Here is a 13,150-nt window from a genome sequence, read left to right as displayed (position 1 = left end):
TAACTAATAATCGAAAGAACTATGTAGCGCATTAATACTATTTTTGCAGCAGATTTTTATTTCGCATGTACAAGCAACTTATTAGACCGTTTCTATTCAACTTCGACCCAGAAAAAGTGCATTATTTCACCTTTTCCTTGGTACGTTTTGCCCATTCGTTGGGGCTTGGAGGTTTCTTCAGAAGTAAATTTCAGGTGAAGGATAAGCGTCTAGAGCGGGAGGTGTTCGGTCTTACCTTTCCAAATCCGGTCGGATTGGCAGCTGGCTTCGATAAGGATGCGAAACTTTACAAGGAGCTTTCAAATTTTGGTTTTGGCTTTATTGAAATAGGTACCGTTACTCCAAAACCACAATCGGGAAATCCTAAAAAACGGCTGTTTCGTCTTCCAAAAGATACGGCCATCATAAACAGAATGGGGTTCAATAATGAAGGTGTTGAAGCAGCAGTAGCACGTTTGAAGAAAAACAAAAATGTACTAATTGGTGGGAATATTGGAAAGAATAAGGTGACTCCAAATGAAGAGGCCGTAAATGATTATATAATCTGCTTTGAGGCATTGTTTGATTATGTCGATTATTTTGTGGTGAATGTAAGTTCACCCAATACACCAAATCTACGGGCACTTCAGGATAAGGAACCGTTAACCAAACTGCTTCAAACCCTAAAAAAGAAAAATAGCGAAAAACCGTCACCAAAATCTATTCTACTGAAAATTGCACCCGATCTTACCGAAGGTCAGTTGCGCGATATCATCTCAATCGTTACGGATACCAAAATAGATGGCGTTATCGCCACGAACACGACCATTTCACGGGAAGGTTTACAATCGGAGCATAAAGGTGAAACCGGAGGTTTAAGTGGAAAACCCCTGACCAACCGTTCAACGGAAGTTATTCGTTTTCTTCATACCGAAAGCAAGGGCGCCTTTCCGATTATCGGGGTAGGAGGTATCCATAGTGCGGACGATGCGCTTGAAAAACTGGAAGCAGGAGCAAGCCTTGTGCAACTATATACAGGTTTTATTTATGAAGGGCCAGCCTTGGTACGCGACATCAATAAAGCCATTCTAAAAACTGAAGGTTAGATGTGGGAGAATCTACTGTCCTTTTCTCTTGCAACCTTAGTTTTGGCTATTTCGCCAGGTCCTGATAATATTTATGTATTAACGCAATCGCTTACCAATGGGGTAAAAAGCGGAATAGCCACTACCGCAGGCCTTATTAGCGGTTGTATTGTGCATACGACCCTTTTGGCATTTGGAATTTCAGCTATAATTACTGCCTCACCTAATATTTTTTATGCTATCAAAGTTTTCGGAGCCATTTACTTATTGTTTTTGGCATATCGCGTTTTTCGGTCTGATGCTAGTATTTCTATTACCGAAAAAAGGGAGACCCCCCAAACATCAGTTTCGTATGCGAGGCTTTTTCGGATTGGGGTAACCATGAATCTAGTCAACCCCAAGGTCATGCTTTTCTTTTTAGCCTTTTTTCCTGCTTTTCTTTGGAATAAAGAGGGCGACACGGTACTTCAATTCTATGTGTTGGGACTTACATTTATGGCGGTGTCGTTTTTTGTCTTTGGCGGAATTGCGCTGCTAGCTGGTTATATTTCCAGTTTTTTGAAGCGAAGCAAATCGATTGGTCTTTTTTTGAAATGGCTTCAGATTATTGTCTTCGTAGGAATTGCCATATATATTTTAGTTCCATAAATGAAGCCTATGGCACATCCTAAAATAGGTATTTAAACCCCCTAGCGAAATCATTCGATTCCGTTATCTTTGGCGACATGGAAGAGGTGAAACTTATCGAATGTCCGCGCGATGCCATGCAAGGTATTCGCACCTGGATTCCTACGGAGGATAAAGTCAAGTATCTACAATCGCTACTGCGATGTGGTTTCGACACGCTGGATTTTGGAAGTTTCGTTTCACCTAAGGCCATTCCGCAAATGAAGGATACGGCAGCGGTATTGGGAAAGTTGGATCTTTCAAAAACTAGAAGTAAGCTTTTGGCGATTGTAGCCAATGTTCGTGGGGCTCAAGATGCATGTCAATATAGCGAAATCGAGTATTTAGGATATCCTTTTTCAATTTCCGAGAACTTTCAAATGCGAAATACACATAAAACGATAGATGAGTCCATTGTGGTTTTACAGGAAATTCTTAATTTGGCGAATGCCAATGGAAAACAGGTAGTTGCCTATCTTTCGATGGGCTTCGGAAATCCCTACGGCGATCCATGGAATGTGGATATCGTTGGCGAGTGGACCGAAAAATTATCGGACATGGGTGTTACCATCTTATCGCTAAGCGACACGGTGGGAACTTCTACTCCCGATATCATCGATTACTTGTTTTCAAACCTTATTCCCCGCTATCCCCACATTGAATTTGGCGCTCATTTACATACCACGCCCATGAAATGGCATGAGAAAGTTTCCGCAGCCTATAAAGCAGGTTGTCGAAGATTTGATGGTGCAATACAAGGGTTTGGTGGCTGCCCCATGGCCAAGGATGAACTGACGGGCAATATGCCTACCGAAAAAATGCTCAGCTTTTTTACGGCTGAAAAGGTTACGACCAATATCAATACAATGGCGTTTGAAAGCGCCCATAACGAAGCAACTAAATTATTTGGCAAATATCAGTAATATGAAGCGGATTTCATCCTTTTTCGCCTTATTCGCACTCCTCCTCCTTACCGTTCAATGTACCCTGTTGGAACCACCAGCAGAAGAGCCTTATTATGGCAATGGTATCATGACGGTGAAGTTTATTCAGATCAATGACGTCTATGAAATAGCACCCTTGGGAGGCGGTAAATATGGCGGTATGGCACGGGTTGCTTATGTTGTGGATTCCATTCGCGATCGCTATCCAAACACCTATCTTTTTATGGCAGGCGATTTTCTGAATCCATCGCTATTAGGATCTATGAAACTGGATGGCGAACCCATTAAAGGGAAGCAAATGGTGGAAGTTATGAATGCGATGGATTTCGATTTGGTCACTTTCGGAAATCATGAATTCGACCTATCGGAAGAGGAACTGCAACAACGGTTAAATGAATCTACCTTCCCTTGGATCTCTTCCAATGTTCGTCATGTCGTAGGCGATGAGGTGAAGCCTTTCGAAACGAAGCTTTCGTACGGAACGGAACCTATTTCAGATTATAAAATATTGACGGCAAAAGATAAACTTGGAAACGAAATTAGACTTGGGTTCTTTGCACTTACCTTAGATGATAATCAAAAGGAATACGTCGATTACGGAATTGTCTATAAGGAAGCACAGCGCGTATATGATGTTTTACAACCCCAAACCGATTTTATAATTGGCCTTACCCATTTGTCCATAGACCAAGACAGGAGGGTAGCACAGGTATTGCCGGATGTTCCTTTAATTATGGGTGGACATGAACATTATAGCATGCTCGAGCGTGAAAATAATACTGTTATTGCAAAGGCAGATGCAAATGCAAAGTCACTTTACATACACTCCCTAAATTATAACCTTCGAACACAGGTTTTGCACGTAAACTCCAAGATTATGTATTTGGATGAAAAGGTGCCGTTGGAACCGAGCGTGACAAGAATTGTAAATCGTTGGAATACGGTCTTGGAAACCAAAATGAATGAAATCGGAGCAAATCCCGATGATGTTATTTATACTCCACCAACCCCCTTGGACGGTACCGATAATGCCAATAGAAGTATACAGACTAATTTGGGGGGAATTATTACCGCATCCATGTCGTATGCTTGGGATCACGATGTGGATGCCGCAATTGTGAATGGAGGATCCTTCCGTGTAGATGATATGCTGCAGGGGCCGTTGACTCCGACCGATGTGTATCGGGTACTTCCATTTGGGGGCGATATTAAGAAAGTAGCGATTAGAGGTGAACTTTTGAAACGTGTGCTCGACTATGGCAAAAGTCAGAGAGGAAATGGAGCCTATTTACAGCGACACAATATCGGACAGGATGAAACGGGTGCTTGGACTATCTCTGGTAAACGCATTAGCGATCGAAGAACCTATCAAATTGCGATGAGCGACTTTTTGCTGAAGGGATACGATATACCGTTCCTAACCAATACAGCCGATGGAGTCAAAAACGTTACAGATCCAAAAGAAGAAAGTGAGGCTAGCGATATTCGGAAAGCCGTTATTGCCTATTTAAGTTTATTGGCAAAGGAATAAATTACCATCGTAGTTTTCTGAAATACACTATTTTTGTTCAACCTTAGTTTTCCGCCCTATGAAGTTTATAAAAATTGTCCTAGTCATTCTACTTATCGCATTAGTGGTCATTCAGTTCATACGACCTGATAAAAATGTTAGTTCTTATGAAAGTGTTACCGCTTTTGAGGCAGAGACGCAACCTTCCTCCGAAGTGGCGGGCATTCTAAAGCAGAATTGCTATGATTGTCATAGCAACCATACAACCTATCCTTGGTATGCTGAAATAGCGCCAGTTTCGTTTTGGTTGGATGAACATATCGAGCATGGAAAAGGCCATTTCAATGCTTCGGCATGGGAGGAATATTCCGTGAAGAAAAAAGACCATAAACTAGAGGAACTGATCGAAATGGTAGAAGAGGGTGAAATGCCATTAGATTCCTACACTTGGGTACATGGTGACCTAACAGATGCACAACAGAAGTTGGTTATACAATGGGCAACAATGGCACGACTTCAATATAAGGAAGCCCTAGAAGTATCCACTTCTTATTAGTCTACCATAGCACTTAATCAGTTTCTGATATTTCCTGTCTTGTAAAATCTATTTTCTTTTAGGTGAAGCATGAGATACTTTTATTGATTTATGATGATGACTAACGATTCACATTTGAATGATTTATTCTCGACTTTAAATCGTATCTTTGCACGCAATTAAATAGTAACCACTTCCGCTATCTTCGGAAAAAATTTAATTGCTATGACCGCACACGAAAATAAAGTTTTAGGCGAAGGGCTCACTTACGATGATGTACTTTTGGTGCCTGCCTATTCTGAAGTACTTCCTCGAACCGTCGATATTTCAACACGTTTTACCAGAAACATTTCATTGAATGTCCCAATCGTTTCCGCCGCTATGGATACTGTTACCGAAAGTGCTATGGCGATCGCTATTGCACGTGAAGGAGGAATCGGCGTGCTTCATAAAAATATGACAATAGAGCAACAAGCTGCTGAGGTTCGTAAAGTGAAGCGTGCGGAAAGTGGTATGATAATAGATCCCGTAACCTTGCCTAGAACGGCTACTGTTGGTGATGCACAGGCAACCATGAAGGAATACAGGATTGGTGGAATTCCAATTATCGACGACAATGAAACCCTGATTGGTATTGTTACGAATCGGGATCTTCGTTTTGAGAAAAATTATGAGCGGGCGCTTTCAGAAGTGATGACCTCAGAAAATTTGGTTACCGTAGGAAAGGGAACTTCCCTAAAGGATGCCGAAATCATTCTTCAAAAAAACAAAATCGAAAAACTTCCAGTAGTAGATGATAACGGAAAACTTTTAGGTCTTATCACATTTAGGGATATAACTAAAATGACTAAAAAGCCGATGGCCAATAAGGATAGCTATGGTCGCTTGCGTGTTGCAGCTGCCTTAGGGGTTACGGCAGACGCGGTAGACCGGGCAGAAGCATTGGTGAATGCTCAGGTAGATGCGGTCATAATTGATACGGCTCATGGTCATACGAAAGGCGTGGTGTCAGTATTAAAGGAGGTGAAGATGAAATTTCCGGAATTGGAGGTTGTCGTTGGAAATATTGCTACTCCAGAAGCGGCCAAATACCTTGTAGAAGCAGGAGCTGATGCCGTTAAAGTGGGTATCGGCCCAGGTTCCATCTGTACCACCCGAGTGGTGGCTGGAGTTGGATTTCCGCAGTTCTCAGCGGTATTAGAGGTTGCCGATGCGATTAAGGACACTGGAGTGCCGGTTATTGCCGATGGCGGGATTCGCTATACAGGCGATATTCCTAAAGCGATTGCTGCGGGAGCGGACTGCGTGATGTTGGGCTCGCTATTGGCTGGTACAAAGGAATCACCTGGTGAAACCATTATCTACGACGGACGTAAATTTAAATCGTACCGCGGTATGGGTTCTGTTGAAGCCATGGAAAAGGGATCGAAGGATCGTTATTTTCAGGATGTTGAAGACGATATTAAGAAACTAGTACCGGAAGGTATCGTAGGGCGTGTTGCCTACAAAGGTGAATTGGTTGAAAGCATGACACAGTTTATCGGTGGCTTGCGAGCTGGTATGGGATATTGCGGAGCGAAAGATATTGAGAGCTTAAAGAAAAACGGAAAATTTGTGAAGATCACTTCTTCAGGTATACATGAAAGTCACCCACATGATGTAACCATTACAAAGGAAGCTCCAAATTATAGTAGATAAAAAAGGGCGGGTATAGCATTTAAAAAGCCGCAATATATAGCGGCTTTTTTCTTTACAGTATGTATGGAAAATATTATTGTTGTGTCGGTGTAATACCGAGTTCTTTCAGTACAGCTAGGGATATATCATGGTTCTCATCGAAATATACCACATCACCTTCATTTAAGGATAGCACTTGTGTATAGCCTTGTGCTTTGGCTACCTTTTCGAGGGCACCCGCAATTTTCTGATATAAAGGTCGCATTGCCTCGTCTCTTTTAATAGCAATTAGTTGTGCGCCGTTCTGACGAAATTTTGTGATATCATTTTCTAGGGCAATGATTTCGGATTGCTTTTCCTTTTTCTCAGCATCAGAAAAGCTTGCCTCTTTTTCTTGATACGTTGCAATTAATGCTTTGTATTCGTCGGTTTTCTGCTTCAAATCGGCATCTAAACCAGCTCCGTAGGCGTTTATGCTATCCTGTACCTGTGCAAGCCCTGGCATTTGCGAAATAATATAATCGATATCTACCGTACCTGTCTTTGTTTGTGAAAAGGCAGTTATACTTACAAATAGAATGAGAATGCTAGCTATTTTTTTCATGTCAAAAAATTTTATGCCCGCAATATTACGGTTTTTCACTACAGGAGACAAAGACCATTCCATTATAATGCCGTATTGCTCTATTCTTTAGAAACAGAAGCGCCATCCTCTACGAACGCTTTAAAATCTCGCATATACTGACGCGATTGTTTTTTGAAAGCTCCTGGCATGAGAAATCCCATCATTTTCATTCCAAAACTTCCGAATTGAAATTCACTTTCGGAAATCCACTCAGTAGTTGATTCATCCACCTCTTTAAAATAATTCTTTTGAATATTGTGAACTCCTTTCGTATCATATGTCGCATGCAATTCTGAGGGTAGGTTATTGACTAGAATGGTTTCGGTAAGGACCATTTCCCGCTTTCCCATTTTGTAATGAAGTTGCATTTTGGCACCTGCATTGTTCATGTCCTTGTTATGTAAGTGCTTATAGCTAATTAGTCCCCGCTGCCAATGTTTCAGGTTTTCAGGTTCTTCTAGTTTCTGTACAACCTCTTTTCTTGGTGCATTGATGATGATTTCTACGGAATATTTCATAATAATGCGAGTTGATAATTGGGAAAGATACAATTTTTCTACTTCGACTAAGTTTTCAATACGAAAAATAGAGACGATTCGTTATAGCACAGCCTTGCGTAACCATGCCTTTTTTATATTTTTGCGGGGCTTCAACAATAATAAATACGTTCACCTATGCTTAAGAGTAAAATAGCTTTTCTATTTGTTTTAGCCGTTAGTGCTACGGCTTTTGGCCAAATAAAGAAAAAAGATGTGTTGCTGTCTATTGATGGCGAACCGGTTTCTGTACAAGAATTCAAACGTGTATATAAAAAGAATCTGGATCTAGTACAAGACGAAAGTCAGAAAACCGTTGAAGGTTATTTGGAACTTTTTATCGACTATAAATTGAAAACCACCGAAGCGAGGGCGCAAGGTTTGGATGAAACACAGAATTACAGTCGTGAGTTCCGAAAATATCAGGAGCAACTTTCTCGGAACTATATTTATGAAGACAAAGTAACGTCCGACTTGGCTCGAGAAGCATATGAGAGAGGTCAAGAGGAAATTAATGCCAATCATATTCTTGTGCGCACAGCTTTTGACGATCTTCCACAGGATACCTTGAAAGCCTATAAAAAAATTACGGAAGTACGTGAAAAGGCATTGGCGGGAGAGCCGTTCGATGAACTGGCCAAACAATATTCTGAAGAGCCAAATGCTTCCGAAACTGCTGGACATTTAGGCTGGTTTGGCGTTTTTACTATGGTATACCCATTTGAAACGGCCGCTTATGAAACTCCAGTAGGGGGAGTGTCGGATATTATTAGAACCGAATTTGGATACCATATCCTAAAGGTTAATGACCGAAGAGAGAAAGTTTCGCAAATTATGGTATCGCATATCATGATTTCTGATAAGAACGGCGATGCCTCTTTCGATCCCAAGGAGAGGGCAGAGGAAATTTATACCATGTTGAAACAAGGTGAATCTTTCGAGAATTTGGCCAAACAATTTTCCGATGATAAAAATTCTGCAATTAAAGGCGGAAAACTTCGTCCTTTTGGTAGAGGAGATCTTAGAAGTGAAGAATTTGAAAACGCAGCTTACGGTTTAAATGAGCCTGGAGAGATTTCAAAGCCTGTTAAGAGTGAGTTCGGATGGCATATTATTCGTTTCGAGCAAGAAATTCCAGAACCTACGTTTGAAGAGGAACTTGCTAAGCTAGAACGACAAGTTCGCGATGGAAATCGGCACAAAGTGGTTACCCAAGCAGTAAACCAAAAAATAAAGGATAAATACGGATTCAAGTTGCACAATGGATATCTTGATTTTTTCAATGAGTTTGTGACCGATTCAGTCCTGCGTAGAAAATGGAAGTATAATGACCAAGAACCTAAATTGGAAACGAAACTTTTTACCATTGGAGACAAAACACTAAAGTATCGCGACTTGGCAGAGTACATGAGCGTGCGCCAAAAACGTATGAGGGGTGTGAATAAGAAAACAGCGGCACTGACTTCTATGTACGATGAGTTTGAAACCATGGAATTGAAGAATTATTTCAGAAATCGACTGGAAGAGGAAAATGAAGAGTATGCAGCGGTGATTAGCGAATATCGAGATGGCTTATTGATATTCGATCTTATGGAGGAAAATATTTGGAACAAAGCCAAAAAAGATTCCGTTGGATTGGAAGATTTTTATGAACGAAATAAGGACAACTATCGTCATGGAAAACAATTGGTAGCCACAATCGCAACAGCAACAGATAAACAATCTGCCTCAAGAATTGCTAAAATGCTACAAAGTGGCAATACCGTCGGACAGATTAAGGAAACAATAAATAGCAATGGAACTATAAATGCTGTGTTTTCTGAAGGTGTTTTTGAGAAAGGTGATCGGGAACTTCCAAGCGCTACCATATTTGAAGAGGGGGTTTCTGAAATATATGAACAGAATGGGAGCTTTATCGTTGTTAATGTGAAGAAGATCTTACCTGCAGGATTCAACCCATTGGATAAGGTTCGAGGTAAAGTTATGAGCGATTATCAAATGGAACTTGAGCAAAAATTCATGGAAGATTTACGAAGCAAACATACCGTAGAAATTAATAATAAAGCTCTAAAGCGTGTGAAAAAGGAATTGGATTCTTAAGAATATATGAATAAGTTTCTTGTACTGATTTGGGTAGCCGTTACCGTTGCTTCTTGCGAATATTTTACACAGGAGCCGGAAGGAGAACCTGTGGCCAGGGTAAACGAAACCTTTTTATACAGGGAAGATCTTTCAGGACTTGTACCTGCCGGCACCTCCGAAACAGATAGTACAATTATCGTTAACAATTACATAAATCGCTGGGCAACGCAACGCTTGCTAATGGACAAGGCGCTGATTAACCTTCCCGATGAACAACTTGAGAATTATCATAGATTATTAAAGGATTATAAAACGGAACTTTACACGGAGGGCTATAAGAATGCAATTGTGGCACAAGAATTGGACAGTTCCGTAAGCGAAAATGAATTGCAGTCATTTTACGAGGAAAACAAACAAAATTTCCGTCTTAACGATGAGCTGTTGAAGGTACGTTATTTACAAGTGCCCCCTTCCTTTTCAAATTTGGGAAAAACAGTCGAAAAATTTAGGCGATTTAATGAAAGCGATCAAGAAGATTTGAATGCCATTAGTATTCAGTTTACACGCTATAATTTCAACGACTCTACATGGGTTCGGAAAAATGCATTGGAAGAATTATTGCCGGTGTTAAAAGATGAAAATGCCAAAATGCTAAATATTTCGAATTTTCAACAACTGCAAGATTCATTAGGGGTATATTTGATTTATGTTAAAGATCGTTTGAATACCAACGATATTGCCCCACTATCATATGTAAAACCCACCATCGAACAGGTTTTATTGAATAAGCGAAAACTGGAATTGATAAAAAAACTTGAAAAAGATTTAACGAGAGATGCAAGGAATGATAAATCATTTGAAATTTATAAGTAAAGCAATAGTGTTTACGGCCCTGATAGTCGGTAGCAGTCTGACAGCTCAAAATGTCGTTACAGTAGACAGTACTGGAGTTGTTCAGGAGTCTGAAACTGAAATGAAAACTGTATCGGCCAAAAAAGACTCTGTTAAGGCGTTCAAACGTTTTAAGGCAGAAGGCGTTAGCGCAGTGGTTGGCGAATATGTAATTTTAGATAGCGATATCGATAAAAGCTATTTAGAATTGAAACAGCAAGGGTTTCCTGTCGACGAAATTTCCCGCTGTCAGTTAATAGGAAAGTTAATGGAGGATAAATTGTATGCCCATCACGCCAAAATCGATAGTGTTTTTGTCGCCGATGCTGAAATTAATCAGATGATCGACCAGCAGATGGAATATATGGTCAGCGAACTGGGAAGCGAAGAAAAAGTTGTAGCGTATTATAAAAAAGAAAATATGGCTCAACTTCGAAGTGAGCTATTTGAAGTGAATAAAACCACACGTTTGGCTAGTGAAATGCAGCGAACTATTGTAGAGGAAGTGGAAGTGACACCTGAAGAGGTTCGAGAGTTTTTCTATTCTATTCCTGAAGATGAAAGACCTGTCTTCGGTTCTGAAGTCGAAGTTGCACAGATTGTCATTAAACCTGAAATTACAGAAGAAGCACGGCAAGAAACAATAGATCGCCTTCGTCAAATGCGTATTGATGTAGTCGAAAATGGAGCTAGTTTTGCAACTAAGGCAGTACTATATTCTAAAGATCCCGGGTCTGCAGGTAAAGGCGGATTGTATAAAGGAATAAAGAAAAATGCACCGCTCGCCAAAGAGTTTATTGAAACTGCCTTCACCCTGCAGGAAGGCGAGGTTAGCGAACCTTTCGAAACAGAATTCGGCTTCCACATCTTGATGGTAGATAAAATCCGTGGACAGGAATTGGATGTTCGTCACGTGCTTCTAATCCCAGATGTTTCACAGACTACCATTGATGCTGCGCGATCTGAAATTGAAGATATTCGTAAGAAAATAGAAAGTGGTGAGCTCTCCTTTGCAGAAGCGGCACGGCAGTATTCCGATGAAGATGAAACGAGAAACAACGGTGGGCAATTGGTTAATCCAACTACGGGCGATACGCGTTTTGAACTTACCAAAATGGATCCAGCACTAAGTGCGCAGATTTACAACTTAAAGGCGAACGAAGTGTCTAAAGTCTATACCGACGAGGGACGTACAGGCCGCAAAATGTTTAAATTATTGACGGTAACCCGAAAGTATAAAGAGCATACCGCAGATTACTCTGAAGACTACGAGCGTATTAAGGAATTAGCCCTAAAGGAAAAGCAAGTCCGCGCTATCGAAAAATGGCAAAATAAGAAGATTGGCGATACTTATGTAAACGTCAATGAAGACTACCAAACTTGCGAATTTTCAAGCAATTGGCTTAAAAATAATTAAGATCGTATCTTTCCCTAATTCAGAAATTTTAAATTTATGTCCGACGTCGCAGCAGTAGAACAACTGGTCCAAAAATATAAAGCGCTTAGAACCGAAATCAGTAAAGTGATCGTCGGTCAAGATGATGTGGTGGAACAGGTATTGCTGTCTATTTTCTCTGGTGGCCATGCGCTCTTAATCGGCGTGCCGGGATTGGCAAAAACCTTATTGGTGAATACGGTTGCACAGACACTCGGATTGCAATTTAAAAGAATTCAATTTACGCCCGATTTGATGCCAAGCGATATCCTTGGCTCTGAGATTCTGGATAAGAATCGTGAGTTTAAATTTATCAAGGGACCTATCTTTGCGAATATTATTTTGGCCGATGAGATTAACCGAACACCGCCTAAAACACAGGCAGCACTGTTGGAAGCTATGCAAGAACGAGCGGTGACAGTAGCAGGGCATCATTATAAATTAGATCAGCCATATTTCGTACTGGCAACGCAAAACCCAATTGAGCAAGAAGGAACGTATCCATTACCAGAGGCGCAGTTAGACCGTTTCATGTTTGCTATTACGCTAGACTACCCATCTTTTACCGAAGAGGTAGATGTGGTAAAAAGCACGACTTCCGGAGAACAGGCAACGGTTAATTCACTGTTTTCAGCAGAAGAGATTCTCGAATATCAAAACCTTATTCGAAAAATCCCAGTAGCCGATAATGTTATCGAATATGCGGTGACATTAGTGGGAAAAACACGTCCAAAAAGTCAAGCTGCTCCAGAAATCGTTCAGAAATATATCGATTGGGGCGCAGGGCCCAGAGCTTCACAGAATCTAATCTTAGGTGCTAAAGCCCATGCAGCATTACATGGAAAATTTTCACCCGATATAGAAGATGTTCAGAAAGTTGCAGTAGGAATTCTACGGCATCGTATGATCAAAAATTATAAGGCCGAGGCAGAAGGACTTACCCTTGAAGCAATTATTGCGAAACTTCTGTAATACTTCACCTTCAATTTAGAATCTTTCCAATCAAAGTTGAACTTCCTAAAATTTTTAATTCGATAATTTTCTTTATTTAAAATTGGATATTTGACAAAATAATTCATTAAATATTAGGTTTTTATGAATTATTTCTACTCTTTTAGCCAATACGTTGTGTATTTTTAAATCATGTCGAATTTTTGTAGTTTTGCAAGACTTCAAAAAATTAAA

At 40.5% G+C, this 13,150-nt stretch carries 12 protein-coding genes; 10 read left to right on the top strand and 2 right to left on the bottom strand.

Annotated features, from left to right (window positions below; genetic code table 11):
* Positions 1 to 65 precede the first annotated feature (65 nt).
* The 6 genes from I4Q58_RS13820 to guaB all read left to right on the top strand — a co-directional run bounded on the left by I4Q58_RS13820 (position 66) and on the right by guaB (position 6,417).
* Positions 66 to 1,085, top strand: coding sequence for a quinone-dependent dihydroorotate dehydrogenase (locus I4Q58_RS13820; RefSeq protein WP_203296484.1), 1,020 nt, complete (start codon positions 66 to 68; stop codon positions 1,083 to 1,085).
* Positions 1,086 to 1,712, top strand: coding sequence for a LysE family translocator (locus I4Q58_RS13815; RefSeq protein ID WP_203296483.1), 627 nt, complete (start codon positions 1,086 to 1,088; stop codon positions 1,710 to 1,712).
* A 77-nt stretch (positions 1,713 to 1,789) separates the two neighbouring features.
* On the top strand, positions 1,790 to 2,653 hold the full coding sequence (locus tag I4Q58_RS13810) for a hydroxymethylglutaryl-CoA lyase (RefSeq protein ID WP_203296482.1): 864 nt from the start codon (positions 1,790 to 1,792) through the stop codon (positions 2,651 to 2,653).
* Position 2,654: 1 nt separating this feature from the next.
* Positions 2,655 to 4,205, top strand: a complete 1,551-nt coding sequence (locus I4Q58_RS13805; RefSeq protein WP_203296481.1) for a bifunctional metallophosphatase/5'-nucleotidase — start codon at positions 2,655 to 2,657, stop codon at positions 4,203 to 4,205.
* A 58-nt stretch (positions 4,206 to 4,263) separates the two neighbouring features.
* Entirely contained in the window at positions 4,264 to 4,740 is a 477-nt protein-coding gene (locus I4Q58_RS13800; protein ID WP_203296480.1) for a heme-binding domain-containing protein, read from the top strand.
* Positions 4,741 to 4,944: 204 nt separating this feature from the next.
* Positions 4,945 to 6,417, top strand: coding sequence for an IMP dehydrogenase (gene guaB / locus I4Q58_RS13795; RefSeq protein WP_203296479.1), 1,473 nt, complete (start codon positions 4,945 to 4,947; stop codon positions 6,415 to 6,417).
* Positions 6,418 to 6,490: 73 nt separating this feature from the next.
* Here the strand turns inward: guaB and I4Q58_RS13790 are convergent, their stop codons facing one another.
* Positions 6,491 to 7,000: an OmpH family outer membrane protein gene (locus tag I4Q58_RS13790; RefSeq protein ID WP_203296478.1), complete on the bottom strand. Its 510-nt coding sequence runs from the start codon at positions 6,998 to 7,000 to the stop codon at positions 6,491 to 6,493.
* Between the two features lie 80 nt (positions 7,001 to 7,080).
* Positions 7,081 to 7,539, bottom strand: coding sequence for an SRPBCC family protein (locus I4Q58_RS13785; protein ID WP_203296477.1), 459 nt, complete (start codon positions 7,537 to 7,539; stop codon positions 7,081 to 7,083).
* A gap of 156 nt (positions 7,540 to 7,695) precedes the next feature.
* Here I4Q58_RS13785 and I4Q58_RS13780 point away from each other — a divergent pair, with 156 nt between their 5' ends.
* The 4 genes from I4Q58_RS13780 to I4Q58_RS13765 are packed head-to-tail and all read left to right on the top strand — an operon-like array spanning position 7,696 to position 12,937.
* Positions 7,696 to 9,657: a peptidylprolyl isomerase gene (locus I4Q58_RS13780; RefSeq protein ID WP_203296476.1), complete on the top strand. Its 1,962-nt coding sequence runs from the start codon at positions 7,696 to 7,698 to the stop codon at positions 9,655 to 9,657.
* 6 nt (positions 9,658 to 9,663) lie between these two features.
* Positions 9,664 to 10,512, top strand: coding sequence for a peptidyl-prolyl cis-trans isomerase (locus I4Q58_RS13775; protein WP_203296475.1), 849 nt, complete (start codon positions 9,664 to 9,666; stop codon positions 10,510 to 10,512).
* Positions 10,496 to 11,947, top strand: coding sequence for a peptidylprolyl isomerase (locus I4Q58_RS13770; RefSeq protein ID WP_236002936.1), 1,452 nt, complete (start codon positions 10,496 to 10,498; stop codon positions 11,945 to 11,947). Before I4Q58_RS13775 ends, I4Q58_RS13770 begins: the two co-directional genes overlap by 17 nt.
* A gap of 36 nt (positions 11,948 to 11,983) precedes the next feature.
* On the top strand, positions 11,984 to 12,937 hold the full coding sequence (locus tag I4Q58_RS13765) for an AAA family ATPase (RefSeq protein WP_203296473.1): 954 nt from the start codon (positions 11,984 to 11,986) through the stop codon (positions 12,935 to 12,937).
* The last annotated feature ends 213 nt before the right edge of the window (positions 12,938 to 13,150 follow it).

It is taken from the genome of Luteirhabdus pelagi, from assembly GCF_016827595.1.
GTDB lineage: Bacteria > Bacteroidota > Bacteroidia > Flavobacteriales > Flavobacteriaceae > Luteirhabdus > Luteirhabdus pelagi.
This window is presented reverse-complemented; position numbering and strand designations above follow the sequence as displayed.

Coding starts and splice junctions, on each gene's coding strand:
- guaB (WP_203296479.1), top strand. CDS start 4,945: ATGACCGCACACGAAAATAAAGTTTTAGGCGAAGGGCTCACTTACGAT.
- I4Q58_RS13775 (WP_203296475.1), top strand. CDS start 9,664: ATGAATAAGTTTCTTGTACTGATTTGGGTAGCCGTTACCGTTGCTTCT.
- I4Q58_RS13780 (WP_203296476.1), top strand. CDS start 7,696: ATGCTTAAGAGTAAAATAGCTTTTCTATTTGTTTTAGCCGTTAGTGCT.
- I4Q58_RS13820 (WP_203296484.1), top strand. CDS start 66: ATGTACAAGCAACTTATTAGACCGTTTCTATTCAACTTCGACCCAGAA.
- I4Q58_RS13800 (WP_203296480.1), top strand. CDS start 4,264: ATGAAGTTTATAAAAATTGTCCTAGTCATTCTACTTATCGCATTAGTG.
- I4Q58_RS13810 (WP_203296482.1), top strand. CDS start 1,790: ATGGAAGAGGTGAAACTTATCGAATGTCCGCGCGATGCCATGCAAGGT.
- I4Q58_RS13785 (WP_203296477.1), bottom strand. CDS start 7,539: ATGAAATATTCCGTAGAAATCATCATCAATGCACCAAGAAAAGAGGTT.
- I4Q58_RS13765 (WP_203296473.1), top strand. CDS start 11,984: ATGTCCGACGTCGCAGCAGTAGAACAACTGGTCCAAAAATATAAAGCG.
- I4Q58_RS13805 (WP_203296481.1), top strand. CDS start 2,655: ATGAAGCGGATTTCATCCTTTTTCGCCTTATTCGCACTCCTCCTCCTT.
- I4Q58_RS13790 (WP_203296478.1), bottom strand. CDS start 7,000: ATGAAAAAAATAGCTAGCATTCTCATTCTATTTGTAAGTATAACTGCC.
- I4Q58_RS13815 (WP_203296483.1), top strand. CDS start 1,086: ATGTGGGAGAATCTACTGTCCTTTTCTCTTGCAACCTTAGTTTTGGCT.